This is a genomic window from Gaetbulibacter sp. S0825, assembly GCF_011777505.1.
Classification (GTDB): Bacteria; Bacteroidota; Bacteroidia; order Flavobacteriales; family Flavobacteriaceae; genus Pontimicrobium.
Map to the genome: position 1 here is coordinate 695,773 of NZ_JAATJT010000002.1, position 25,303 is coordinate 721,075.

Below are 25,303 nucleotides of genomic sequence, written 5' to 3' on the forward strand. Positions count from 1 at the left end.
ACTAATAACCAATCAATTTAATAATGAAAAACAACAAAACAGCTCAAGCTTTTAAGTCTATTTCGATTTTTAAGCTTGTTTTTTTATGTATCGTTCTCCTAAGTGTTTCCTGTAAGGAACAAGAAGAAAAACCAATGAGCGAAGAGGATCTAATTGCTAAAGCAAAAGATATTCACGAACGCGTAATTACACTTGATACTCACTGCGATATCAATGTAAATAATTTTACCGACTCTATTAACTATACACAAGAATTAGACAACCAAGTAAATCTACCTAAAATGAAAAAAGGAGGACTTGATGTTGCATGGTTTATAGTTTACACAGGTCAAGATACATTAACAGACGAAGGTTATGCAAAGGCATACGAAAATGCTATGTCTAAGTTTAATGCCATTCATAAATTAACAAAAGAAATTGCTCCAGATCAAATTGGATTAGCAGTTACGTCAGATGATGTTAGGCGTATTGATGCAGAAGGGAAAAAAGTAGCTATGATAGGTATTGAAAATGGCTATCCAGTTGGTACAGATATTAGCAGAGTAAAAGAATTTTACGATTTAGGAGCTAGATATATGTCTTTAGCTCATAATGGACATAGTCAGTTAAGCGATTCTAACACTGGTGAACGTGATGACGTTTGGCTACATAACGGATTGAGTGATTTAGGTAAGCAAGTGGTTGCAGAAATGAATAAGTATGGTATTATGATAGATATTTCACATCCATCAAAAGAAGCCATTAAGCAAATGATAGAATTATCTAAAGCGCCAGTTATTGCGTCGCATTCTTCTGCTAGAGCTTTATGCGATCACAGCAGAAACCTTGATGATGAGCAATTAGGATGGGTTAAAGAAAATGGAGGTGTTGTACAAACTGTAGCTTTCACTAGTTATGTAAATAAAGAAAAGAATGATGCTCGTAATGAAAAATCGAGAGAGATTCAAATGCAAGTAGCAGATTCTATGGGAATAAAATGGATTACAAGTAGAGCTGATTTTGGAAAATTAACCGAAGAAGAGCAAAAAGCATTCATGGAAAACAGAAGTAAAGTTATGGAGATTGTTGATACTAAGGCTGCAAAAATGCCAGATTTTCCTGGTAAAGTTGATGTATTAGACTTTGTAGATCATATTGACTATCTAGTAGAAAAAATAGGATTAGAACATGTAGGTATTAGTAGTGATTTTGATGGAGGTGGTGGTGTTGAAGGTTGGAACGACGCTTCTGAAACTTTCAACGTAACATTAGAACTTGTTAAAAGAGGTTATACTGAAGAGCAGATAGAAAAGCTTTGGAGTGGTAACTTGTTAAGAGTACTTGATGAAGTTGGAAAAGTTGCTCAAGAAATTCAAGCTGGAGCATAAATTTCAATTTCTAACATAATAAAAAGTCAGCTTAATAGCTGACTTTTTTATTTAATCACTTTTTTTAAATCCGTAAAACAACTGCCTAAAAAATCCCTTAGGCATTTTATTATCATCTTCATATCCTAATTCTATACTACCACTATCCTCTGGAATATAATTAGTTTTAAAAATATAATCCCATAGGCTTAAGCTAATTCCAAAATTGACACCATAAAACCTGTCTTTTGGAAGTGAATAAGCATGATGATATAAATGCATAACAGGGTTGTTAAATACATATTTTAAAGGTCCGTAACTAAGCTTAATGTTAGCATGATTTAAATGACCAATAGAAATTGCTACAAAGTGAACTATATACGCCTGTTCTGGTTCAAAACCACCCAGAAGCATCACAACGAGGAGCTTTAATGGTTTATACAAAACATTTTCCATCCAATGATAACGCAAATGTGCTGCAAACCCCATTTCTTTCACTGAATGATGCACTTTATGAAAACGCCATAACACATTAAACCTATGCAACAACACATGAGTAAACCACTGGACAAAATCAGATAGAATAAAGAAGATTAGTAATTGACTCCACATTGGAAGTTGCTTTATATCTATAAGCGCTAAAGATTTGGCATCCATTCCAAAAACATCTAGAAAGAATAACTCAAAAACCTTATAAAAGCCACTGATAACAATGGCAAAAATGAAAAAGTTGAAAAACATGTAGAAGACATCTAACCAAAAGTCCTTTCTAAAAACCGATTGGTTTTTCCGCCAAGGAAATGCTATTTCAAGTCCCCAAACTATTAATGAAATAAGTATCAATCCCCAAAAATAATTATTGTACCAAACGACATCAAAAGTTATGGAACGCCAAGTCCAATCTAGTGTTCCCAATATTGAATTGATAAAAGCATCAAAATACTTCATTGGCAATAAAATTAGTAATCTAGAAGTGTTTTAAGTTCAGTTTCAAACCTATTTTTTGGCAGATACTGCTCTTCTAATTGATTAATAAACGGAATTGGAGTTTCTATACTTGCTACACGTTTAACTGGTGCGTCGAGATATTCAAAACATTCTTCCATAATCATGGATGCTATATCTGAAGCTATACCACCAAAAAGAGAATCCTCTTGTAAGATTATTGCTTTACCAGTTTTTTTAACCGAAGTTAATATCGCTTCAGTATCTAGAGGTTGTAAAGTTCTCAAGTCAATGACGTCGGCATCAATATCCTTATTGTTATCAAGTGTTTCAAGAGCCCAATGTACTGCTGCTCCATAACTAATAACCGTTACGTCTGTACCTTCACGTAGTAGTGATGCTTTACCAAAAGGTAAAGTAAAATAATCTATTGGCACTTCTTGGCGAATACTCCTATATAATGCTTTGTGTTCAAAGAATAACACAGGGTTGGGGTCGTTAATTGCTGTTGCTAATAGTCCTTTAGCATCATAAGGAAACGCTGGATAAACAACTTTTAAACCTGGTGTTTTAGTAAACCATGCTTCGTTTGTTTGCGAATGAAATGGGCCAGCTGCTACACCACCACCGCAAGGCATTCTTAGTACTACATCGGCATTTTGATTCCATCTATAATGCGATTTGGCCAAATAATTGACTACAGGGTTAAATCCAGAAGTCACGAAATCGGCAAATTGCATTTCCACTACACTTTTTATGCCAGCAATAGATAATCCCATTCCAGCTTCAACGATAGCCGATTCGCAAATAGGTGTATTTCTAACACGTTCTTCTCCAAAGGCCTTTAAAAAGCCATCGGTAATTTTAAAAACACCACCATAATCGGCAATATCTTGTCCCATTATTACCAAGTCTTTATGCTTTTGCATTGATTGCTTTAGGCCTTCAGAAATGGCATCAACAAATCTAATTTCTTTAGTTTTTCCTTTATGCGTAACCTCTTGATATTTAAATGCTTTATAAACATCATTTAACTCAGATGTTAAATTAGGAACAATCGCTTCTTCAGCGTAAGCCTTTTCTAAGCCATCATGAATTTCTTTCATAATGTCTTCCTTTATTATCACTTCATCCTTTTCGGTTAAAATGCCTTCTTCTTTAAGATAAGCTTGGTAATTCACTAACGGATCTTTTAAAGCCCATTGCTCCATTAAATCTTTCGGAACATATTTTGTACCACTGGCCTCTTCATGACCACGCATTCTAAAGGTTTTAAACTCTATAAGTATTGGTCTTGGACGCTTTCTAATACTCTCTGCTAGTTTCGTAAGCTTAGAGTAAACGTCCAAAATGTTATTACCATCAATAATAAATGACTCTATTCCATAACCCTTACCTCTATCTGCAATGTTCTTGCAATTATACTGCTGAGATGTTGGTGTAGATAAACCATAACCATTATTTTCAATACAAAATATAACAGGAAGCTTCCATACAGAAGCCACATTTAACGCTTCGTGAAAATCACCTTCGCTTGTCCCTCCTTCTCCAGAAAATACAGCTGTAACTTTATTATTCTTCTTTAATAGATTTGCAAGTGCAATACCATCTGCTACACCTAATTGCGGTCCAAGATGCGATATCATACCAACAATATTATACTCCTGAGTACCAAAATGAAATGAGCGGTCTCTACCTTTAGTAAATCCGCTAGCTTTTCCCTGCCATTGTGCAAATAAGCGATGAAGTGGGATCTTTCTTGTTGTAAAAACACCAAGGTTTCGATGCATTGGCAAAATATATTCGTCATCCTTTAAAGCCATAGTAACACCTACTGATATTGCCTCCTGACCTATTCCTGAGAACCATTTTGATATTTTTCCCTGTCGCAATAGAATGAGCATCTTCTCCTCTATCATTCTGGGTTTAAGCATATTAATATATAGTGAAATAAGTGTATTACGACGTAAGCTCTTTTTGTCATAATTTATATTTCTAATAGTATTTGTTGTTTTAGCCATCTAAAAAAAATCTTAATCAAAAGTAGCAAAAATAAGGTAACGGTAGCAAGATTTTTGCTATTGCACAAATTTCATCGATTATCTAGTTTATAATAAGCTATAAGGTAGATATTTGTCAATACTAGCCTTGTTTAGTGACCAATTTCGCTATCTTTGTTATTCTATTATATTTAATTTTAAGACGATGAATAAGATACCTAGCGTAAATCTTAAAGATTTTCTTTCAGAAGATCCTCAAACAAAACAAAAATTTATTAATGATATTGGAAAAGCTTATGAAGACATTGGTTTTGTTGCACTAAGAGGTCATTTTTTGGATGACGAATTAGTTGAAAACCTATATAAAGAAGTGAAAAACTTTTTTGACCTTCCATTAGAAACTAAAAGAAAGTATGAAATTCCTGGAATTGGAGGTCAACGTGGTTATGTATCGTTTGGAAAAGAAAGTGCTAAAGGAAAAAAAGAAGGCGATTTAAAAGAGTTTTGGCATTTTGGACAGTATGTAGAAAACAATCCTGATTTGGAAGCTGAGTACCCAAAAAATGTAAGTGTTGAAGAACTTCCAGCTTTCAATGCTATTGGAAAAGAAACCTATAGAATGCTTGAAAAAACTGCAAAATATGTGCTTCGCTCCTTAGCTCTTCATTTAGGTTTAAATGAGATTTATTTTGATGAATATATATTTAATGGTAATAGTATATTAAGACCTATTCACTATCCACCTATTAAAGAAGAACCAAAAAATGCAGTTAGAGCTGCTGCGCATGGAGATATTAACTTAATCACCTTGTTAATGGGTGCTCAAGGTCGTGGATTACAAGTGCAAAATCATAAAGGTGAATGGCTAGATGCTATTGCAGAACCTGATGAACTTATGATTAATGTTGGTGATATGTTATCAAGGCATACTAATAATAAACTAAAATCAACAATTCACAGAGTTATAAACCCACCCAAGGAGCTTTGGGGAACATCACGTTATTCTATACCATTTTTTATGCATCCAGTAAGTAGTATGAAGTTAGATGTACTAGATAGCTGTATTGACGAAGAACACCCTAAAAAATTTGAAGATATTACTGCTGGAGAATTTTTAAATGAACGTTTGATAGAATTAGGATTGATAAAAAAGTAGTATTCAGAAATCAGTCACAGTCGCAAATAAATTTTATTACTGTAACTGAAACTGTAAACTGAGACTATAAACTAATACACATGGATTTACAAGATCAATTAAAAAATCTGTTTCCAGATCACCAAGTACCTGAAACAACTGAAGAAACTAAGAAAACAGATGCTGTCTGGCTTCAAGATGATCCCATAATTTGTAAATACGAAAAACGTAAAGGCAAACCAATAACCATACTTGAAGGTTATAATGGAGCTACAGAAGATTTTAAGAAACTGGCAAAAGAACTAAAAACCAAGTTAAGCGTTGGAGGTAGTTTTAAAGATGAGAAAATCATCATCCAAGGTGATTATCGCGATAAAATTATGACTATTTTAAAAGACAAAGGGTTTAATGTTAAGCGTGTTGGTGGTTAATAATGACAAATAAAATCCTTCATATCACAAATGGATCAAGCCTAACTAACTATTTAAATGAGTTAAACTTCTCAGGCGATTTTTTAACTTGGCATGAAATGCTTTGCGAAGGCCCAACTGTTGAGAAAATTGATACTCAAGAGTTTGTAGAAATAAGACGCACTTTTCTAAATAAATATTATAATATAGATATTGATGAATATAAGTTTCATAATGAACTAGGAGTAATTGATGATATTAAAAACTATTCCAAAATAATTCTTTGGTTTGAGTATGATTTATTTTGCCATATAAATCTTATGGCAGTCATTAGCTTATTACAACAACAAAAAGTTAAACTACCTTTATTTTTAGTTTGTAGTGGTAGAATTAAAGGAGAAAAAGATTTTAAAGGACTAGGTGAGTTAAGTGAGAGTCAGCTTCTAGATCATTTTGATAATAAAATTGAATTGAACGAGTCTGATATAGAATTAGCTTCGTCAATTTGGAAAACATACTGTGGTAAAGACCATAATTTGTTAAGACCATATATTTTAAAAACCTCGTCATTTAAGTATTTAAATAGTTGCTTAAAAGCACATTTAAAACGTTTTCCAAACTCAAAAAATGGTCTAGATAGACTTGAAAAGCATATATTGGAAATAATTAGAGATAACGATATAAAATCTAAACATCATCTATTAGGTTATGTATTAAACTATCAAGGATATTATGGTTATGGAGACATACAAATAAAACGTATGATTGGCAATTTGAGTATATTCATTGAAGAAACTGACCAAAGATTAGAATTAAACCGTAAAGGTCATGACGCATTATTAAATCAGCATAACTTTTCAAATGAAATACATAACGATATTCAATATGGAGGTATAAATAGATTAAAATATCAGTTTAACAAAAAACAAAACAAACTCATAAAAACAGTATATAATGTCAATTAAGGAATCCGAACTTATTCTAAACCCAGATGGCAGTGTTTATCATCTTAATTTAAAACCAGTGCATATTGCCGATACTGTTATTTTTGTAGGCGACCAAGATCGTGTTGCAAAAATATCTAAACATTTTGATATAATTGAATTTGAAACTCAAAAACGAGAGTTTAAAACCCATACAGGATATTATAAGAGTAAACGACTTACGGTAATGTCTACTGGAATTGGTCCCGATAATATTGATATTGTTATGAATGAGCTAGATGCTTTAGTAAATATTAATCTTGAAACCAGAAAACCTAAACAAACACTTAAATCGCTAAACATTGTTCGTGTTGGTACATCTGGCTCTCTCCAAAGTGATGTTCCTGTGGACTCATTTGTATTGAGTACACATGGGTTGGATTTAAACGGCATGTTACACTTCTATCAAATTGAAGACATTTGTAATCCAGAGCTTGAAGATGCGTTTATTAAACACACCAATTGGCATAAAGACAAAGCAAGACCAGTAATAATTGGCAATAGTAAATTTCTTGAAAAATTTCTAGATAGCCCAAAAGTATATAAGGGTGTTACTGCTACTGCAGGTGGGTTTTATGGACCTCAAGGGCGTGTGCTTAGGTTACCTCTATTCGATAATAATATGAATACCAAAATGGACTCTTTTAATCATAATGGCATAAATATTACCAACTTCGAAATGGAAACATCAGTCATTTATGGATTGTCAAAACTGTTAGGTCATCATGCCTGCTCTTTAAATGCAATTATAGCCAATAGACCAAACGGAACATTTAGCAAAGATCCAAAAGCAGCTGTTGAAGAACTTATAAAATACACCCTAAATAAATTAGTTTCTTAAATGAGTGAAAGTTTAAAAACTGTCAGAATTGGAGGCGTACCAGAACATTTCAATCTAGCTTGGTACTTAACTCTTAAAAATAAGGAATACAAAGCAGAAGGTATTAATTTACGCTGGAAGGATTACTTTGGAGGTACTGGTCAAATGTGCAAAGCATTAAGGGATAATGAAATAGATTTAGCTGTAATTTTAACTGAAGGAATTATAAAGGATATTATTGCAGGCAACAAGTGTAAAATTGTTCAAGTTTATGTGAAATCGCCATTAATTTGGGGAATACATGTATCGCATAATTCCCCATATAAGGCAATTAATGATATAAAAGGAACCAAAGCAGCAATAAGTCGTTTTGGTTCTGGGTCTCATTTAATGGCATATATTAATGCTCAAAACAATCATTGGAATTTAGAAACCGATTTGCATTTTGAAGTCGTAAAAAATCTAGATGGCGCAGTTGAGGCTCTTACCAATGGAACAGCCGATTATTTTATGTGGGAAAAATTTACAACCAAGCCATTAGTAGACACTAATATCTTTGAACATATTGACGATTGTCCCTCTCCTTGGCCATGTTTTGTCATTGCTGTAAGAGAAGAGTTTCTAGCCAATGAAGAAGAATGTTTAAAGACTATTTTAAATATAATTAATAGGATGACTAAGGAGTTTAAAAATATTCCTTCTATTGATGTTACTATTGCTAATAGATACAATCAAAAACTAGAAGATGTGCAGCAGTGGCTTAATTTAACTGAATGGTCTCAAGACAACTTAGACATCGAAACAGTAAACAATGTTCAGGAGCAACTTTTGGCTTTGAAGATAATCCCAAAAAAAATACCTTTTAACCAGCTGGTAACCAACATTTAACGTTTTTCATCCAAAAAGTAGGAGTTTTCAACGAATACTTGTTATATACGTATATATACGTATTGTTTCGTATTATTTTTTTATTTACCTTTATTAACATATGTTAACATAGTTTTTGCATTTCATCGAATTTATTTGTATTTTGCCGAAATAATGTTGCCCAAATCCCTTAGTATATGATTTATAAAATTACATTAATTCTTTTAATTTTAGTAGCAATAAATTTCGTCCTATTGGTTTTTAGCACAAATAAAATTAAGAGTTTTTCGAAACCTAAAAAAGCCAAAGCTAGCAGACCTATAGTACTGAAAAAAGCACCAAAAACACTTACCACTCGACAGGTTCCAGGCCGTTTGTCTCCAACAGGGAGTTAGCTTTACTAAAGTGCTTATTTCCAAACCAATAACCTCTATTAGCACTTAATGGTGAGGGATGTCCAGACGTTAACACATGATGTCTTTTCGTATCAATAAGTTTTACTTTTTTTTTGGCAAATCCACCCCATAGCAGAAACACAATCCCTTCTCTATTTTTTGAAATTGTTGTAATTACAGCATCTGTAAATTGTTCCCAGCCTTTATTTTGATGACTGCCAGCTTGATGTGCTCTAACAGTTAGTGTTGCATTTAAAAGTAATACACCTTGATCTGCCCAACGTTCTAAATTTCCACTTTTTGGGTATGGAATTCCTACATCAGTTGTAATTTCTTTAAAAATATTAATCAGTGATGGTGGATGTTTAACACCATCTCGAACAGAAAAACATAAGCCATTAGCTTGACCAACACCATGATACGGGTCTTGACCAATAATTATCACCTTTAAATTATTAAAGGTGCAATGGTCAAATGCTGCAAAAATTTCTTTTCCAGGAGGGAAACATTGCTGCGTTTTATACTCTTGTTTTATAAAATTAACTAGCTCAGTAAAATATGGTTTACTAAACTCGTCTTGCAAATGTGTTTTCCAACTTGATTGAATGTTTACGTCCATATTAGTTCTTATCATTCCGCAATTGATACAGAATCTACTTAAGAAACAAAAATAAAACTCTCTCTTTACACAACTAATTAATTAAGCAATTAGTTACTAACAGTTTGTTTGCATAATTATTAGTTATGACAAACAACTACTTGACATTAAGAACTTAAAAAACTAACTTCATTAAATACATACTAATACCAAATAATGCGTTTCATAATTTTTGCATCTCTTATATTTCTTCAAATATGCTCACTATCTGGACAAGATTCATTAAAAGAAATAAACCTAAATAAAGGAAAATATGAAGTTGGCTTTCAGCACTACACAGTTATTGATAGCACGAGAACTTACCAAATCCACAATGAGCATAATAATCAATTCATACTAAGACCAATTTCTATTAGTATTTGGTATCCTGCTGAAATTAAAAACAGTAATACAGTAATTCTAAGCAATTAATTGTTTTGGATTATTTGGAGGTCTTAAAAGAGGAGGAAGAATGGAGAAACCTACCAAACAAGTTTTTGTTAGATTGGTTTCCTTACTTATGGAATACACCACAAAATAGATCTCATTTGTTAGAAAGAGTAAATGCCGTCTCCAATACTAACGTTTTAGAAGGCAAATTTCCAGTCGTAGTTTATGCACCAAGTTATCAAGCCTCATCCATTGAGAATTTTGCCTTATTCGAATTTTTGGCAAGTAATGGTTTCGTAGTGATATCAAGCCCTTCAAGAGGGACAGATACAAGATGGTTAGAAAGAGGAACTACAAAAGATATGGAAACACAATCTAGAGATGTAGAATTTCTTTTAAAAGAAATTCATAAATACGAATCTATAGACTTCGATAGAACAGCACTTATGGGCTTTAGTTTTTGTGGACTATCGAATGCTATAACGGTAATGAAAAATAAGAACATAAGCGCAATAGTAAGCTTAGATGGAACTGAAAGATTCAATTACCCTGTACTAGAAAAATCACCTTACTTTAATATAGATAGGTTTAATATTCCTTATATCCATTTTGCTCAAAAAGAGATTCCAAAAGAAGTACTTACTAGTGACAAAATTCCTGCCGAATTGAATTACAAATTTCAACTGTACGATTCTTTAAAATTTAGTGACGCCTATAGTTACAGATTCCACGACCTAACACATTCTTATTTTAGCTCCTTTGGTGTTTTATTTGCCAATAGAGATAAAAGACAAGACAAAAGTGATGCAGAAATTATGGCTTCTTATAAACTCCTTTCTGAACATACCTTACAGTTTTTAAATGCTACTTTGAAAAATGAGGAGAACGCAAAGGAATTCATTGAAAACAACCCTGACAAAAATAGTATTTCCAAAACACTGATTTCGAAAAAGATGAAAAAATCACTTGCGACAACATTTGATTATAAAGATTTTAATGATTTAGCACTTAGTCAGGATTATCAAGATTTAATTCCGTTATACGAAGAAACAGTAGTAAAACATCCAACACTAAAGCTTGAAGAAGGCATGTTAAACACCATGGGCTTGCGATTTTCATTTAACCCTTCAAAGTTTGAACAGGGTATAAATGTGTTGTTATTGGCATTGCATATCTATCCGAAATCGGCAAACTTATACGATAGTTTAGCTGAAGTTTATCTTCACAAGAAAGATTTTAAAGAAGCTGTTGCTAACTTCAAGAAGTCATTGGAATTTAATCCAGAAAATCAGAATGCTATTAATAAACTAAAGCAATTAAAAAATTAAAGTTGGCTATTACTATGTACATCTCCACAATTTCACATATCAATTGTAATACGTAACTTTGTCATCCTGTAAAAACAACAGGGTTGCTAAGGATGATTAACATTCACGAAAAGACACTTCAAGATTTAGAGTTTTCTACCGTTTTACAACAAGTTAGTGACCACTGTGTCACTGCTCTTGGGAAAGCAAAAGCGTTGGAGATTTTGCCTTATGATAAAAAAGAAACGTTGCTTATTAGTTTACAGTTAACTAATGAGTATGTCTCGTCTTTTTATAATGACAATCGCATACCAAATCATGGTTTTGACCCTATTATTAAAGAGCTTCAGTTATTAAATATTGAAAACACGTATTTAGAAACTCATAGTTTAAAGAAATTAGTTTCAATATCATTAACGGTAAATGACATACTTAAATTCTTAAAAAACTTTGAAGAGTATTACCCAAATTTATATCGTTATACATCTCACATTGAAATAACCACCGATATCATTGAACAAGTAGATGCTATTGTGGACCGCTTTGGGGATGTGAAAGATGATGCTTCTCTACTATTATATGAATTACGACAAGGCATCAATAAACTAAAAGGCAAAATTAATTCTAGTTTTGCCACTGCTTTAAGCACCTATCATAATCTAGAATATCTCGATGATATCCGTGAGTCTGTCGTTGAAAACAAGCGTGTTTTAGCTGTAAAAGCAATGTACAGGCGCAAAGTAAAAGGCGCAATAATGGGTGGTAGTAAAACAGGAAGCATCGTTTATATAGAGCCTGAAGCTACTTTGCAGCATTCTAGAGAGCTCAACAATTTGGAGTATGAGGAGAGCGAAGAAGTGGTTAGAATCTTAAAGGAACTTACCAATTATATTCGTCCGTTTTTACCATTATTAAAAAACTACCAATCGTTTTTAACAACTATGGATGTGATTGCTGCAAAAGCTAAGTATGCAAGGTCCATGAATGCAATTCTTCCTGAAATTACCGAAGAGCGTGAAATGTACTTACGTGATGCCTATCATCCGCTACTATACTTAACCAATTTAGAAAAGAAGGAAAAAACATTTCCGCAGACCATTGCATTAAAACATGATAGTAGGATCATTGTCATTTCTGGACCTAACGCTGGCGGAAAAAGCATTACGCTTAAAACCGTAGGGTTATTACAAGTGATGTTACAAAGTGGCATGTTAATTCCTGTACATGAACGTAGCAAAGCATGTTTATTTGACAGAATATTGAGTGATATAGGGGATAATCAATCCATTGAAAACCACTTGAGCACTTATAGCTACAGACTCAAGCAAATGAATTATTTCTTAAAAAAGTGCAACAAAAAAACACTGTTTTTAATTGATGAGTTTGGTACAGGAAGTGACCCTGAACTTGGTGGTGCTCTGGCTGAAACGTTTCTAGAAGTATTTTATGAGCGCAAAGCGTTTGGAATTATTACAACGCATTATTCTAATTTAAAATTATTGGCTAATGAAAAAGAGCATATGATTAATGCCAATATGTTGTTTGATGAGCGCTCCTTAGAACCAAAATATAAACTCGCTTTAGGTCAGGCAGGAAGTTCTTTTACGTTTGAAGTGGCACAAAAAAACGGTATTCCGTATAACTTAATAAACAAAGCAAAAAAGAAAATTGAGCGCTCTAAAGTACGCTTTGATGCAACCATTGCAAAATTACAGAAAGAACGCTCTAAGCTTGAAAAAACAGGTGAATCGTTAAAGCAAAATGAAAAAAAGAAACTCGCTGAGGCAGATAAACTAGAAGCTATTAACGAGAAAATTCAGAAAAAACTGGAAAACTACCAAGAGTTGTATGATAGCAATCAACGATTGATTTATTTAGGACAAAAAGTAAACGACTTATCAGAGAAATACTTTAATAATAAACGCAAGCGTGAATTAATGGCGGAACTTTTTAAGCTTGTTCAAATTGAAAATTCTAAACGTAAAAAAATATCTGTTAAAGAAAGTCGCTCGCAAAAAGCAAAATCAACTCAGATAAAACAAGAGGTTGAAAAGAAAGTAAACATCATTAGAAAGAAAAAGAAAGCCGCCAAGAAAAAAGCCATTGAAACACCTAAACCTAAACCAATTCTTAAAGTTGGTGACAGAGTGAGACTTGAAGATGGACGCGCTGTAGGTAGTATCGATAAAATAGAAAAAAACAAAGCCATAGTGAATTATGGCTTGTTTACGACTAATGTGAGTGTGGAACAGTTGGAATTAGTGGAAACAAAAAAATAACAGCCAACACCAAGTTGTTGAATCTACAACTTTAGGTGCCGACTGTATTTATAATTATTTTATTCTTGTTACAGCAAAGTATGCTCTTGCTTCGTGGTTTGCTTTCTCATCAAAATCCAACCTAACATTAAACTCCCTATTATCATCAGAAAATATTTTATCGGGATTACCTGGTAGATTGTATGGTATATCCTTTAATTTAAATTTAAATCCCCTGAAGCCCAAATCATCTACTCCCCAATCTTTATCGTATAAATGGCCAGATAAATAGACATAATCATCATCGTAATTTGGTCTATACACTTCAAATTCAATAGATTCATAAATATGATGATGATCTTCAACCTGTAAGTTATTGCTTTCGCTTCTATACCATTCCACTTTTCGTTGGGTGCCATCACTATTTTTTACATAGTCTTCATCATTTTCTTGCCATAATCTACCTCTCACATTACCAAACAATTCAAGATGGCTCCCTTCAGTTCCTCCTGGAGTTTCTTTTACGCGAATTTTAATAAGCTCCACTCTAAATTTAGGATATGCCAAATCGCAAGTACGTATTGCATATTCACTCGACAATACAACTTTTGCGATAGGGAAATCATTTTTTATATACCTTAGGGTATAACCCAAAGGAGCAGCTGGAGAGTCTGCAGAATAATTACCACCATTTGTAATATACTCATGAACACCTGAAGGTCCAGTAATTACCTGTGCAGCATCTTCACCAGAGCCACCAATAACCAAAGCCTTGACATTGGATGAACTCACAATATTTTGATACCCAACATTACCATTGGCATCAGCCGATTCAAATGAAGCACTAAACGCAGCTTGCACATCTGTTTTTTCGTAATCAGATTCAATGGTGTATAACACCATACGACCATACTTAACCGAAGATACCATCACAGGACTGGTAGAGTTTAAATTTGGAAGCTCTTTAAACAGTGATCCAGGATTGTTGTTCTCAGGAAGATCCATATCAATGGTATAATACACTTGGAAATATTTTAGTACGTACTTGTATTTTTTTTGAGAATTAGAAAAATCAAACGATGCCGAAACACTTCTGTTGCCACTTCTGTAATTAGCTCCTAAAGCTAGATTTAAGTGTTCTTCGGAATAAACTTCAGACAATTCAAAATTGATTTTTGCTGGTGTAGCACCACTAACACCTTGTTGCAAAATACTACTTATACCATTTCTTACCGTTGATAAACTAGGATTCTCTACTTCTACCGAGGCAGTACCATTAATGTTTTCCAATGATACCGAAAGTGTGATTGGTGCTCTACCACCATTAATGCCAATATATTCTCCTGTTGGTATAGACTCGCCTTTTAGCATCCCTCCGGGGTAAATAACATCGCTAGTTGGGTCCAGCGCAAGTAATTCGCTATAACCAGGTGCTGCTTTATAATGCTTTACAACACATTCTAGGCTTGTGTCTTCGGTATCTCGCTCTGGAGCTTCTTGGCTTAGTTCAGTTGGACTAGATTCTGCTGGCTGTTCAAAATTATTTAATGCAGCTAGTGCATTATTAAATTCTTCAATCTTATTTTGCGAAACAGTATCGTCATCGCTTACGCTTTCTTTACTACAAGCAGTAAAAAAAGAAAAGATAATAACTGTGCATAAAACGTGTATACATTGCTTAATGGTTAATTGCTGTGTTTTCATAATTTCTAAATTTTTGTGATTCAACAATTCAAAACTATGGAGCAACCAAGCTAAAATCTAATTTTTGGTATGGACAAAGTATGGACAGATTTGAATTTTTTTATAAAAGTGGGAATAGACAACAGAATCAACAAAATATCATACAACTTTGATTATCATGTGTTTATGAATTATAATCTTAGTGTCATTAATGGACAAAATATAGACTGGACAAATTCAATATTAGAAAAATCAAGTATTTAGTAAGGTAATTTTCTATAATTTTACATGGCGATTAAAAAGTTAAACCAACTATTGTTTATATGAAAACCCTTCTTTCCTTATCCCTAATATTATCATCTGCATTTTGTTTTTCACAAGCTATAGATGAGAATACTGCAACTAAAATTGATAGTATTAATGGTATTATAAAAAATCAAAATGGTGCAGTTCAATTAAAATCGTATTGGGAACTAGGAAAATTATATATGGGAAACAAACCAGAAGTTGCCATAAAATATATTGATACATTAAAAAATGAATCCTTAGCCCTTAATAATATTGAATACAATGTTAAATCTAACATTATGCGCGCTTTTTACCTTATGGAAAAAGCTGAACTTAAAAAGGCAGAAGAACTTTATTTAAAAAACATTCCTATGCTTGATAGCCTACAATTGGGACCTGATGTTGCTAGTGCCTATAGTATGTTAGGAGTTACACAAATGCAACTAGGAAATTTTGATGATGCTCTAGATTCGCAATTAAAGGCACTAAAAAAAGCACAAAGTTTAGAGTATTCAGAAGAAAAATTAGCTGGATTTTATCTTAATATTGCTGGTGTATATATGAATACAGGAAAAATAAACAAATCCATTGAGTACCTTGAACAAGCTGAATCAGCCTATATTAAAAGTAATAATCAACCTAGTTTAATGCGAGTGAAAGCAAACATAGCTAATATACAATTAAGGAGAAAAAACTACAAAGAAGCCATACAAAAATACCAGGAATCGGCTGCATATTTTAAAAAAGTAAATGACACCTTTGCTTTAGCAAGAATGTACAATTTTATTGGACAAGCATACAAACGTGCATTGGACTTTAATAATGCCAAGATTTGGTATAATAAGGCTCTAAAAATTTCTGAAGACACAAATAAACCAATACTAACTGCAATGATTTATAGAGATTTAGGTAGGGTTGCTGGACTAGAAAAAAATGATGACCAAGCCATTTATTATTATAAAAAGTCATTGGATGTTAATTTAAAAGCTAATATAAAACGAGGCATTTTAGATGGTTACAGCTTAATTACCAAATATTATGAAAGAAATAAAGATTACAAAAATGCTCTTGAATACAAAAAGAAGTTTGGTATAATAAAAGACTCTATTTTTAATAAAGAAAGTAATGACAAGATAAATGAATTGCACTTAAAATTTGAAACCGAAAAAAAAGAAGCAGCCATTGCTTTACAAGAAGAAGAAATAAAAACTCTTAATGCCCAAGCCGAAAACGACAAACTAACCAAAACTCTCTATGGTATAGGCATGTTCTCGTTTATAACCATTGCAGCACTACTCTATTTTGGATTTAAGCAACGTATGAAGAAAAACAAAATCGAGCGTGAAAGGCAAGAAGAAATCCTTAAAAAGGAAATTGAATTTAAAAAGAAAGAATTAACAAGTCAGACACTACATTTAGTCCAAAAAAACACGTTTATACAAGAATTAAAAGATAATTTAGAAAAGATTAAAAAATCACCCGAACTGTTTAAAGTTGAGTTTAGACGTTTGGTCATGTTGCTCAAAAAAGAAAGTGCAGAGGATAAAGATTGGGAAGTTTTTAAGTCGTACTTCTCTGAAGTGCACAACGATTTTGATAATAAAATAAAGGCCATTGCCGAAGATATATCAGAAAAAGAAATTCGTTTGGCATCATTTCTTCGTATGAATCTAACTACTAAAGAAATAGCTTCAATGCTAAATGTATTACCAGATAGTGTACTAAAATCCAAATATCGATTAAAGAAAAAACTTAGTTTAAACAAAGAGCAAGACCTTAACGAATACTTGAATGCTCTTTAATTAAGTTGTAATTTTGTTAAGTGATAAAAAACTTACCAAAACATAAGCAATTAATTCTTTTTGATGGTGTTTGCAACCTTTGCAACTCTAGCATTAATTATGTGATAAAATATGATAAAAATGATGTGTTTATGCTTGCTCCTTTGCAAAGTGAAGTTGGGAAATCTATTATAAAAAAATATAATTTAGACACTTCAAAAACCGATTCTATACTGTTATATTCTGAAGAAAAAGGGTTAAAAATTAAATCTTCGGCAGCATTAGCAATAGCATCAAGACTAGGGTTTCCAAGAAGTTTACTGATTGCGTTTTACATAGTGCCTCCTTTTATTAGAAATTTGGTATATAACTATATCGCAAAGAATAGATACAAATGGTATGGTAAAAAAGATGCTTGTATGATACCTACACCAGAATTAAAGGCGAAATTTTTAGAATAAAAAAACCCTAAAACGAATTTTAGGGTTTAAGTACATTTAACAATTAACACAATTAAATGTAAATCTTAGCACACTTATTTTGGTGATTATAAATATAATCAAGCATTTGTCTAAACACACTAAATTATCGTTAAAAACCTTTTTTATTTGATAAAAGAATTATCCTTTATTTTAAACTGCTTAAAATAAAGTCAATTGTTTTGTTGGTATTATTGTTCTCGGCAAAAGAATCAGTGATGTATTTTGGTTTCACAGCCAATCCTTTTTCTTGAAGGTATTCGATATCATTTTTATGTTCCAATGATACTTTTCCAGTTAACAACACATCAAGACTGTCTCCTTTTTCATAAATGTCATACACTTTTTTTAAGCCAGTTAGATACAAATAATCTTTCGTAAACCCTCCACCTCTATGTGTTCTTGTTGTTATATAAAAAGCATCTTCTCTATTTAAATCGTAATTACTATGCAGCATCCTAAAGGTTTTTGAAAAGGAATAGCCTTTTGCTAAACTATCTACTGCCAATACTCTATATGCCAATTCTTTTAAACGTTTAATAGTTAAGTTGCCAGACATATATTCACTAAAAACTGATAAGCCTTCTTGGGTTTCGACATTGTTTGGAAAGCCGTGAGAAAATATTTTTAATGGATGCAATAAAGCATTCATCGTGGTAACCATATGCACTCCAATTTCATGATTTGTGAGTACTCCAATTTCGTTATCACTAAACACATGATTGCTGTTTAACACTAAAGTTTGTTGATTGTTAAGCACCATGGCTATAGCTCCCATTCTTTCAGAATGTTTTATGCTATAAGTGAAATCATATCTTTTAGAATAGTCTTTAAAAAATTGTTCTGTTTCTAATGCTGAATATTTTGGTTGAAAATGTTCTGCGGCTAGATTTTCCTCAAAATGCAAAATAAACTTGGCATTATCTACATCCATTTCTGTTGGTGTCCCAAAAGAATGCAAACTATTATAGTAAAACTTTTTACCTGTGCCAATAGTTTCAATAGATTGAATTAAGCCTGAATAGAAATAGATAATGTCTTCGTACAAGTTTTTAATTCGTTCATCATCAATCTTTTCGATTGGCAAAGAAAATAACTCCTTATGCAATTTGAATTTATCGAAATCAATGTTAGGATATATAAAATCTGGTTCAGATAAATACTTTGATGAAAAAAAGCGCTCTTTTTCACTTTCAATATTAATAGGATTTACATAGGTTAAAAGTTCAATTTTTTTAACCAGTTTGTCCAAATAGGTGTCTATTTCAAGTAGTGTTTTATTTGCTGTACTTATTCCTTGCTTCATTAAGTAATTTGTTTACTGTGCTTTTCCATAAATGTTTTTGCATGTTTTGGCAATCTTTCTCTAAGCTGTGATTCAACACTACTTACAACTTCTGGGAAATTAACTTGCTCATATTCATCGCAATACACTTTAGCAATTTCGGTAGCCAAAACTAGTGTATTTTTAAAACTATTGGTAATAAATTTCAGGAAATATCCGTTACCAAAAAAAGTGTCATTTATTAATGCTGTAGACTTGATGTTATTTGGCAAATTCAATTCAGATAGGCTTTGTCGCCATGTTTCAATATCATCTCCAAATCGTTCATTATCAACATTGGTTGTGCCTAAATTCCAAGTTGGCACTTCCCTGTCCCAACGTTTCCAATTATAACTATGCATATCGTAAACGATAGCTACTCCATATTTTGACTCAATAGTTTCAATCAAAGCGTGAACCACATCATAAAATGCTTTATGTTTTGCTAATGATGCTTGTTTTTGTGCTTCTGGCAATGGGGTTTTCCAGAGTTGCTTTCCCCAAGCAGTTTCAAAAACAGCTTCTTCAGGAGGTCTGTTTAAATCGTATTCAAATCGAGAATCACAGCCAGCAATTACTATTGGATGACTAGAAATCATGTTTTTCGTTTCAGGATCTTCTTCGTACCATCTGTCATATTCGGTATGTAAGCAATTATCCCAAAGTTCTTTTCTAAATTGATGGCCATCATGTATAGCTGCGCAAACATAAGGTACATAATCTTCAATTTTTATTGTAAAAGAGTAATCTTCAGCTACTGCATGAAACGGCTGTTGTTGTTTTATTTTATCTATTATTACCTCAACTGATAATTTCTCCATAACCTAGCTCAATATTTTTTTTAAGTATAAAAACATATTACGCTCCATAATATCATATTCACCATCGCTTAGAAACAATGTTTTAATATCTGTAAATAATGATTGAAGCTCATCTTCATTATAGTTATGGTCTTTTACGCCTTGAATTATTTTTTGAAGGCTTTGATAATCGTTATCCTCATCAAACTCATCATGAATTTTTTGAAATGTTTGCATATCAACCTTAGAAATAATGACGTTTTTTTCTGTATTAGCTTCGTCAAAATTTGAATGTGCAGTATATAACAATATATACGCTACTAATTCTTCTTTTGTCCAATGAGGTTGTTTCATGATTATTCTGTTGTTAATGTTCCATACTCAGTCCATGAACCATCATAAACTGAGATATCATGTTTTCCAATTAATTCTGCTCCAAGAGCTAAAATACATGCAGTAATTCCTGAGCCACAAGAAAACACTAGATGTTGCTCTTTTGCATTAATTGTTTCAAATTCTTTTTTAATAGCTTCTTTTGATTTGAAACAATATCCGTTTTCTAAAAGTTTTGAAAATGGAATATTCACAGAGTTAGGTATACTTCCACTTCGTAAGCCTTCTCTTGGCTCTTGAGCTAGACCTTTAAATCGGTTTTCGGAGCGTGCATCAATAATCAAATGATTTTTATTTTTTGAAGACTCCAGGATATCATCGAAAAATTTAAATTTCTCAGGGCTATATGTTGCAATAAAATTGCCTTTTGGTTTAGCATTGATTTTTTTTTCTTCAACATCATAACTAGCTGCCTTCCATTCTGGCAATCCTCCATCTAAAACCGCTACATTATCAAAGCCAAAAGCTTTGAATAGATACCGAACTCTAGCGCTTGAATAAACACCCTTATCATCATAAACTACAATTATACTATCAGTATTCACCCCAAGTTTTTGAGCTTCTCTGGTAAATTGTTGTTCTGAAGGCACCGTACTAGGAAAAGGTGCGCTTGTATCACTAAACACATGTTTTATGTCAAAATATTGTGCAGTAGGAATTTGTGAGTTTTCAATTTCATTATCGTTAGAAGTCACTTTATTCATACTTGCATCAAATATGAGCAAGTTTTTATCGGTTAAATGATTGTTCAACCATTCAACTGATACTAAAGGTTCTAGAGTAGATAAATTTGCCATAATCATTTAAATTTCTGGATACTGCTACTGCAACTATAAAACTCATACTATTTAAGCTTCATCAACTGCTTTTCGCAATCTAGTGCGTCTATCAAAAGCTTGCAGTTTATCAATCACTTTGCTTTCAAGAAAATCAATTACCTTTTCTTCAACTCTTATCTTTGGCTTGTAAACCTTATTTATGTAAGTAATTCCGCCAGGAGACATCACGTTTACTTCAACAAGTTTACCGCCTATAACATCAATACCAACAAAATACAATCCGTCACTAACCAATTTTGGACCTATTTGTTTGCACAATGCTTTTTCTTCTTTAGTAAGTGTATGTTTTTGCACACTACCTCCAGCTGATACATTGGAACGATGATCGTCGGTTCCTGGAACACGCTTCATAGCTCCAACAGGTTCTCCATTAAGCAATAAAATTCTAACATCTCCTTGGTCTGCTCCTTCAATATAGTCCTGAAGAATTACATAATTTGAAGAACCATCTGCTCCTGAAATATAGAAATCCAGTAAGGAGTTGATATTACTCATTGCCGATTTTTCAATAAGAATCACGCCTGAACCTCCAAAACCATTTAATGGTTTCAATATCATTTTATCTGCTTTTGATTCTTTTATTTGTTGAACTAAGTAGTCTTTGTTTTTGGATACGTGAGTTGCAGGTATAATATTACTATGCGCATCTCCAAAAGCTGCTGTGTATAATTTATTATTAGCTTCTCGCATACCACGAAGTGAGTTAATAATAAATACATCATCTTTTACAGAATCTAAAAAGTTCAACATTATTGGATCTAATGGAGGGTTTGCTCTGAAAAATATAGCATCAAAACCAGCCAGTGGCAACATCTCTTCACGTAGTTTTGCTTTATTATAGAATGCTTTTAAAGAACCAGGTACTTTATCCATTCTTCCAATAACAGTACAGAAAGCATTGGTTACACTATTTCTAATCGTTAAGTTTGCTGGAGAGCACATAGCGACGCCATGACCACGTTTAGCACATTCTTTCATTAACGCTAAACTTGTATCGTTTTCTGCATCAATATCTTCCCAAGGGTACATTATAAAACAAACATTCATCTTCTTATATTTTAAATTCTTGAAACTTAATTTAACTATTTTACTTCTTCGTAATGATCATCCCAATTCTGCACTTTTGGTTCACCAAGTTTCCCTACAGATTTAGCAACTAACATTGACACCATGGCATCTCCTGTTACATTTACTACAGTTCTACACATATCAAGTGGTCTATCTACAGCAAAAATAAGGGCCAATCCTATTGGTAATAATTCTGGTGGAAGACCAACAGATTCCAGTACTATAACTAACATTACCATTCCTGCTCCTGGGACAGCAGCACTACCAATGGATGCTAATAAGGCTGTTAAAACAATAGTAATCTGGTCGCCAAAAGTTAGGTCTAAACCTAATGCTTGAAAAATAAATACAGCGGCAACAGCTTGATATAAACTTGTTCCATCCATATTTATGGTTGCTCCTACTGGAAGTACAAAGCTTGATACTTCCTTATCAACTCCTATGTGCTCTTCAACTCGTTCCATAGTTACAGGAAGTGTTGCAGCACTACTACTTGTGGAAAATGCCAATAATTGCGCAGGACTAACTTCTTTTAAGAACCAGAACGGATTTTTCTTTGTAACAGTAGCAACAATAACTGTATAAAAAACAATCATTAATGCAAGTCCAAGAAGCACAACTCCAGCATACTGTGCTAATGCAACTAAAATATCTGGGTCATCTGAAGACACCACAACGCTTGCTAAAAGAGCAAACACTGCGTAAGGTGCTGTTAGCATTATTAAGTCTACCATTTTTAACACCACATCGTTGAGCGAATCAAAGAGATTTTTTAAGGGTTCAGCTCTTTTTTCTCCAATTAACAACATTGATATCCCTAAAAATATTGAGAAGAAAATCACTTGAAGCATCAAACCATTTTCACTCATTGCTTTAAAGGCGTTGTCTGGCACCATATCTTCCAAAAACTGTAATGGTCCACTCTCTACTTGTTTAGAAGCCTCAGCAATTTTACCTTGTACACTGCTGTTATCTTTATAAGTACTTGAAAGTTTTTCAATAGTTTCTTCCGAAACTCCATCACCTGGTTGTAATACATTTACTACCATTAACCCAATAGAAATAGCAATTACAGTTGTTATAACGTAAGTGATAATAGTACGAATACCTATACTTTTAAATTTTGAAATATCTTTTAAATCTGAAATTCCTTTTATTAAAGAAGCTAATATTAATGGAATAGCAATCAATTTTAATAGCTTAACAAAAATGCTACCTAGAGGTTTTATCCAATCGTCAGTAAACTCTTTTCCTCCATCAATTTGTAGCATGATGAAACCAAAGATGAGACCAATAAGCATCCCTATTAAAATTTGCCAATGTAGTGCTAGTTTTTTCATATATCCTATAGTTTAGTAATCTTATTCAATAAATAATAATCTGCCAATACTAAAGCTGCCATAGCCTCAACAATAGGCACAGCTCTAGGGACGACACATGGATCGTGACGTCCTTTCCCTTGCATTTCCAACTCATTTCCTTTTGCATCGATGGTTTGTTGTTTTTGCATAATGGTTGCAACAGGTTTAAAGGCAACTCGAAAATAAATATCTTCTCCATTACTTATACCTCCTTGAATACCGCCAGACAGGTTTGTTTTAGTACTTCCATCTGAATTAAAAATATCGTTGTGTTCGCTCCCTTTCATTTCTACACCACAAAATCCACTGCCATATTCAAATCCCTTTACGGCATTTATAGAAAGCATAGCTTTACCTAATTCTGCATGCAACCTATCAAAAACAGGTTCGCCTAATCCAACAGGAACATTTTGCAAAACACAAGTCACCGTTCCGCCAATGGTATCGCCCTCTTTTTTAATGTCTTTAATAAGAGTAATCATTTTTTCGGCTACTGCTTCATCTGGACAACGAACAGCATTAGATTCAATTTTTGAAAAATCTAAATCCTGATACGGTTGGTTGATGTTTATTTTTCCAACTGAAGATGTAAATGCATTTATTTTTACGTCTTTAAGCAATTGCTTAGCAATCGCTCCAGCTACAACCCGACATGCTGTTTCTCTTGCAGAACTTCGTCCTCCACCTCTATAATCACGCACGCCATATTTTTGGTCGTATGTATAATCTGCGTGACTTGGTCTATACACATCTTTTATATGAGAGTAATCTTTAGATTTTTGATTAGCATTTTTAATGACAAACCCTATTGGAGTTCCCGTAGTTTGACCTTCAAAAATTCCAGATAAAAATTCAACTGTGTCAGGCTCTTTGCGCTGTGTTACAATTTTAGATTGTCCAGGTTTACGTCTATTCATTTCATGCTGGATAGCATCAAAATCTAATTTAAGCCCTGCAGGACAACCATCTATTACACCTCCAATGGCTATTCCATGAGATTCACCATAGGTAGAGAGTTTAAATAAATTACCGAAAGAATTTCCAGCCATTAATTATGTATTCTTATTAGTTAGTTTCGCTAATGTAATTGTATTATTAGAGAAACAAAAATGGATTTTAATTATTAGCCATATTTATTGATGATTTTTTGGCAAATTTCAATATTGGCATAATATTAGCGTTATAGATTTATATTTTTTATCAAAATAATTACTTTTACAAAAACTTAAAAATTATGAAAAAATTATTTTTATTATCATTGACTTTATTTGGGTTTGCATTTACTGCACAAGCACAAGACATCTCAGATCATGCCATAGGATTACGACTAGGCGATAGTGATGGTTTTGGTGCTGAAATTTCCTATCAACTCGGTTTAAGCGATTCGAATAGATTAGAATTTGGTTTAGGCTGGAGAGATGGCAAGAATTATAGTGCTTTAAGAGCTGTTGGGTTGTACCAATGGGTAATGCCGCTTGATGGAAACTTCAACTGGTACACTGGTGTTGGTGGTGGTTTTGCTTCTTATAGCTTAGACAATGCAGCACCTGGAGTGGACGACAGTAGTACTTCCTTATTAGTTGCTGGTAATATAGGGATTGAATATGATTTTGATATTCCATTACTTATATCTTTAGATTTTAGACCAGAACTTGGTTTTGGAGATATAAATGATGATTTAGATTTTGATATCGCCTTAGGGTTACGTTATCAATTCTAATAGTAAATAGATATTAAATTATTAAAGACCACTTAGCAAAGTGGTCTTTTTTTTAACTAAAAATGCAATAGATT

The 25,303-nt window shown here is 32.8% G+C and carries 24 protein-coding genes; 13 read left to right on the forward strand and 11 right to left on the reverse strand.

Translation table 11 applies throughout. From position 1 onward, the window contains the following. Positions 1–23 precede the first annotated feature (23 nt). Positions 24–1,367 (forward strand): dipeptidase, encoded by a 1,344-nt coding sequence (locus HB672_RS10810; protein ID WP_167612266.1) that lies wholly within the window; start codon positions 24–26, stop codon positions 1,365–1,367. A gap of 51 nt (positions 1,368–1,418) precedes the next feature. On the opposite strand, the gene HB672_RS10815 is transcribed toward HB672_RS10810, so the two are convergent. Together HB672_RS10815 and HB672_RS10820 are read right to left on the reverse strand one after the other, a co-directional pair. After that, the gene (locus HB672_RS10815) at positions 1,419–2,294 is read right to left on the reverse strand and encodes a sterol desaturase family protein (RefSeq protein ID WP_167612269.1); all 876 of its coding nucleotides are present in this window, start codon (positions 2,292–2,294) and stop codon (positions 1,419–1,421) included. Between the two features lie 11 nt (positions 2,295–2,305). Continuing rightward, on the reverse strand, positions 2,306–4,312 hold the full coding sequence (locus HB672_RS10820; RefSeq protein WP_167612272.1) for a dehydrogenase E1 component subunit alpha/beta: 2,007 nt from the start codon (positions 4,310–4,312) through the stop codon (positions 2,306–2,308). A 184-nt stretch (positions 4,313–4,496) separates the two neighbouring features. Here HB672_RS10820 and HB672_RS10825 point away from each other — a divergent pair, with 184 nt between their 5' ends. The 5 genes from HB672_RS10825 (at position 4,497) to HB672_RS10845 (ending at position 8,527) form a co-directional block, all read left to right on the forward strand. Continuing rightward, positions 4,497–5,447, forward strand: a complete 951-nt coding sequence (locus tag HB672_RS10825; protein WP_167612275.1) for an isopenicillin N synthase family oxygenase — start codon at positions 4,497–4,499, stop codon at positions 5,445–5,447. An 80-nt stretch (positions 5,448–5,527) separates the two neighbouring features. Then, positions 5,528–5,857 carry a translation initiation factor gene (locus HB672_RS10830; protein WP_167612278.1) on the forward strand — a complete coding sequence of 110 codons (330 nt, stop codon included), beginning with the start codon at positions 5,528–5,530 and terminating at the stop codon, positions 5,855–5,857. 2 nt (positions 5,858–5,859) lie between these two features. After that, positions 5,860–6,801: a DUF1835 domain-containing protein gene (locus tag HB672_RS10835; protein ID WP_167612281.1), complete on the forward strand. Its 942-nt coding sequence runs from the start codon at positions 5,860–5,862 to the stop codon at positions 6,799–6,801. Further along, positions 6,791–7,660 (forward strand): nucleoside phosphorylase, encoded by an 870-nt coding sequence (locus HB672_RS10840; protein WP_167612284.1) that lies wholly within the window; start codon positions 6,791–6,793, stop codon positions 7,658–7,660. The genes HB672_RS10835 and HB672_RS10840 overlap by 11 nt, the downstream gene beginning before the upstream one ends. After that, the gene (locus HB672_RS10845) at positions 7,661–8,527 is read left to right on the forward strand and encodes a substrate-binding domain-containing protein (protein WP_167612287.1); all 867 of its coding nucleotides are present in this window, start codon (positions 7,661–7,663) and stop codon (positions 8,525–8,527) included. It begins immediately after the preceding gene. 327 nt (positions 8,528–8,854) lie between these two features. On the opposite strand, the gene ung is transcribed toward HB672_RS10845, so the two are convergent. Continuing rightward, positions 8,855–9,520, reverse strand: coding sequence for a uracil-DNA glycosylase (gene ung / locus HB672_RS10850; protein ID WP_167769593.1), 666 nt, complete (start codon positions 9,518–9,520; stop codon positions 8,855–8,857). Between the two features lie 195 nt (positions 9,521–9,715). Here ung and HB672_RS14660 point away from each other — a divergent pair, with 195 nt between their 5' ends. The 3 genes from HB672_RS14660 (at position 9,716) to HB672_RS10860 (ending at position 13,514) form a co-directional block, all read left to right on the forward strand. Then, positions 9,716–9,970 (forward strand): hypothetical protein, encoded by a 255-nt coding sequence (locus HB672_RS14660; protein ID WP_208864208.1) that lies wholly within the window; start codon positions 9,716–9,718, stop codon positions 9,968–9,970. Positions 9,971–9,975: 5 nt separating this feature from the next. Next, positions 9,976–11,256: a tetratricopeptide repeat protein gene (locus tag HB672_RS10855; protein ID WP_208864209.1), complete on the forward strand. Its 1,281-nt coding sequence runs from the start codon at positions 9,976–9,978 to the stop codon at positions 11,254–11,256. A 92-nt stretch (positions 11,257–11,348) separates the two neighbouring features. Then, the gene (locus HB672_RS10860) at positions 11,349–13,514 is read left to right on the forward strand and encodes a DNA mismatch repair protein MutS (protein ID WP_167612290.1); all 2,166 of its coding nucleotides are present in this window, start codon (positions 11,349–11,351) and stop codon (positions 13,512–13,514) included. A gap of 54 nt (positions 13,515–13,568) precedes the next feature. Here the strand turns inward: HB672_RS10860 and HB672_RS10865 are convergent, their stop codons facing one another. Next, positions 13,569–15,197: a thiol-activated cytolysin family protein gene (locus tag HB672_RS10865; RefSeq protein WP_167612293.1), complete on the reverse strand. Its 1,629-nt coding sequence runs from the start codon at positions 15,195–15,197 to the stop codon at positions 13,569–13,571. 69 nt (positions 15,198–15,266) lie between these two features. Between HB672_RS10865 and HB672_RS10870 the strand changes: the two genes are divergently transcribed. Genes HB672_RS10870 through HB672_RS10880 form a run of 3 tightly spaced genes read left to right on the forward strand, consistent with a single transcriptional unit; the run spans position 15,267 to position 17,706 of the window. Continuing rightward, the gene (locus tag HB672_RS10870; RefSeq protein ID WP_167612296.1) at positions 15,267–15,440 is read left to right on the forward strand and encodes a hypothetical protein; all 174 of its coding nucleotides are present in this window, start codon (positions 15,267–15,269) and stop codon (positions 15,438–15,440) included. A gap of 59 nt (positions 15,441–15,499) precedes the next feature. Next, positions 15,500–17,266, forward strand: a complete 1,767-nt coding sequence (locus HB672_RS10875) for a tetratricopeptide repeat protein (protein ID WP_167612299.1) — start codon at positions 15,500–15,502, stop codon at positions 17,264–17,266. Positions 17,267–17,286: 20 nt separating this feature from the next. Further along, the gene (locus HB672_RS10880) at positions 17,287–17,706 is read left to right on the forward strand and encodes a DUF393 domain-containing protein (protein ID WP_167612302.1); all 420 of its coding nucleotides are present in this window, start codon (positions 17,287–17,289) and stop codon (positions 17,704–17,706) included. A 166-nt stretch (positions 17,707–17,872) separates the two neighbouring features. Here the strand turns inward: HB672_RS10880 and HB672_RS10885 are convergent, their stop codons facing one another. Genes HB672_RS10885 through aroC form a run of 7 tightly spaced genes read right to left on the reverse strand, consistent with a single transcriptional unit; the run spans position 17,873 to position 24,558 of the window. Beyond that, positions 17,873–19,030, reverse strand: a complete 1,158-nt coding sequence (locus tag HB672_RS10885; RefSeq protein ID WP_167612305.1) for a tyrosine/phenylalanine carboxypeptidase domain-containing protein — start codon at positions 19,028–19,030, stop codon at positions 17,873–17,875. Continuing rightward, positions 19,030–19,869 carry an N-formylglutamate amidohydrolase gene (locus HB672_RS10890; RefSeq protein ID WP_167612308.1) on the reverse strand — a complete coding sequence of 280 codons (840 nt, stop codon included), beginning with the start codon at positions 19,867–19,869 and terminating at the stop codon, positions 19,030–19,032. Before HB672_RS10890 ends, HB672_RS10885 begins: the two co-directional genes overlap by 1 nt. 3 nt (positions 19,870–19,872) lie before the next feature. Continuing rightward, positions 19,873–20,202, reverse strand: coding sequence for a hypothetical protein (locus HB672_RS10895; protein ID WP_167612311.1), 330 nt, complete (start codon positions 20,200–20,202; stop codon positions 19,873–19,875). A gap of 2 nt (positions 20,203–20,204) precedes the next feature. Beyond that, a complete protein-coding gene (locus HB672_RS10900; protein WP_167612314.1) occupies positions 20,205–21,038 on the reverse strand; it encodes a sulfurtransferase in 834 nt (277 codons plus the stop codon). Between the two features lie 51 nt (positions 21,039–21,089). Continuing rightward, positions 21,090–22,127, reverse strand: coding sequence for a glutathione synthase (gene gshB, locus HB672_RS10905; protein WP_167612317.1), 1,038 nt, complete (start codon positions 22,125–22,127; stop codon positions 21,090–21,092). Positions 22,128–22,162: 35 nt separating this feature from the next. Next, positions 22,163–23,488, reverse strand: a complete 1,326-nt coding sequence (locus HB672_RS10910; RefSeq protein ID WP_167612320.1) for a dicarboxylate/amino acid:cation symporter — start codon at positions 23,486–23,488, stop codon at positions 22,163–22,165. A gap of 5 nt (positions 23,489–23,493) precedes the next feature. Beyond that, a complete protein-coding gene (aroC, locus tag HB672_RS10915; protein WP_167612325.1) occupies positions 23,494–24,558 on the reverse strand; it encodes a chorismate synthase in 1,065 nt (354 codons plus the stop codon). A gap of 185 nt (positions 24,559–24,743) precedes the next feature. Here aroC and HB672_RS10920 point away from each other — a divergent pair, with 185 nt between their 5' ends. After that, on the forward strand, positions 24,744–25,229 hold the full coding sequence (locus tag HB672_RS10920; protein ID WP_167612328.1) for a porin family protein: 486 nt from the start codon (positions 24,744–24,746) through the stop codon (positions 25,227–25,229). Positions 25,230–25,303 lie beyond the last annotated feature (74 nt).

Bases quoted from the DNA above. Each gene is read 5' to 3' on its own strand.
- HB672_RS14660 (WP_208864208.1), top strand. From the start codon at position 9,716: ATGCGTTTCATAATTTTTGCATCTCTTATATTTCTTCAAATATGCTCA.
- HB672_RS10890 (WP_167612308.1), bottom strand. From the start codon at position 19,869: ATGGAGAAATTATCAGTTGAGGTAATAATAGATAAAATAAAACAACAA.
- HB672_RS10870 (WP_167612296.1), top strand. From the start codon at position 15,267: ATGGACAAAGTATGGACAGATTTGAATTTTTTTATAAAAGTGGGAATA.
- HB672_RS10825 (WP_167612275.1), top strand. From the start codon at position 4,497: ATGAATAAGATACCTAGCGTAAATCTTAAAGATTTTCTTTCAGAAGAT.
- aroC (WP_167612325.1), bottom strand. From the start codon at position 24,558: ATGGCTGGAAATTCTTTCGGTAATTTATTTAAACTCTCTACCTATGGT.
- HB672_RS10810 (WP_167612266.1), top strand. From the start codon at position 24: ATGAAAAACAACAAAACAGCTCAAGCTTTTAAGTCTATTTCGATTTTT.
- HB672_RS10865 (WP_167612293.1), bottom strand. From the start codon at position 15,197: ATGAAAACACAGCAATTAACCATTAAGCAATGTATACACGTTTTATGC.
- HB672_RS10895 (WP_167612311.1), bottom strand. From the start codon at position 20,202: ATGAAACAACCTCATTGGACAAAAGAAGAATTAGTAGCGTATATATTG.
- ung (WP_167769593.1), bottom strand. From the start codon at position 9,520: ATGGACGTAAACATTCAATCAAGTTGGAAAACACATTTGCAAGACGAG.
- HB672_RS10920 (WP_167612328.1), top strand. From the start codon at position 24,744: ATGAAAAAATTATTTTTATTATCATTGACTTTATTTGGGTTTGCATTT.
- HB672_RS10885 (WP_167612305.1), bottom strand. From the start codon at position 19,030: ATGAAGCAAGGAATAAGTACAGCAAATAAAACACTACTTGAAATAGAC.
- HB672_RS10840 (WP_167612284.1), top strand. From the start codon at position 6,791: ATGTCAATTAAGGAATCCGAACTTATTCTAAACCCAGATGGCAGTGTT.
- HB672_RS10900 (WP_167612314.1), bottom strand. From the start codon at position 21,038: ATGGCAAATTTATCTACTCTAGAACCTTTAGTATCAGTTGAATGGTTG.
- HB672_RS10875 (WP_167612299.1), top strand. From the start codon at position 15,500: ATGAAAACCCTTCTTTCCTTATCCCTAATATTATCATCTGCATTTTGT.
- HB672_RS10830 (WP_167612278.1), top strand. From the start codon at position 5,528: ATGGATTTACAAGATCAATTAAAAAATCTGTTTCCAGATCACCAAGTA.
- HB672_RS10860 (WP_167612290.1), top strand. From the start codon at position 11,349: ATGATTAACATTCACGAAAAGACACTTCAAGATTTAGAGTTTTCTACC.
- gshB (WP_167612317.1), bottom strand. From the start codon at position 22,127: ATGAATGTTTGTTTTATAATGTACCCTTGGGAAGATATTGATGCAGAA.
- HB672_RS10815 (WP_167612269.1), bottom strand. From the start codon at position 2,294: ATGAAGTATTTTGATGCTTTTATCAATTCAATATTGGGAACACTAGAT.
- HB672_RS10835 (WP_167612281.1), top strand. From the start codon at position 5,860: ATGACAAATAAAATCCTTCATATCACAAATGGATCAAGCCTAACTAAC.
- HB672_RS10845 (WP_167612287.1), top strand. From the start codon at position 7,661: ATGAGTGAAAGTTTAAAAACTGTCAGAATTGGAGGCGTACCAGAACAT.
- HB672_RS10820 (WP_167612272.1), bottom strand. From the start codon at position 4,312: ATGGCTAAAACAACAAATACTATTAGAAATATAAATTATGACAAAAAG.
- HB672_RS10910 (WP_167612320.1), bottom strand. From the start codon at position 23,488: ATGAAAAAACTAGCACTACATTGGCAAATTTTAATAGGGATGCTTATT.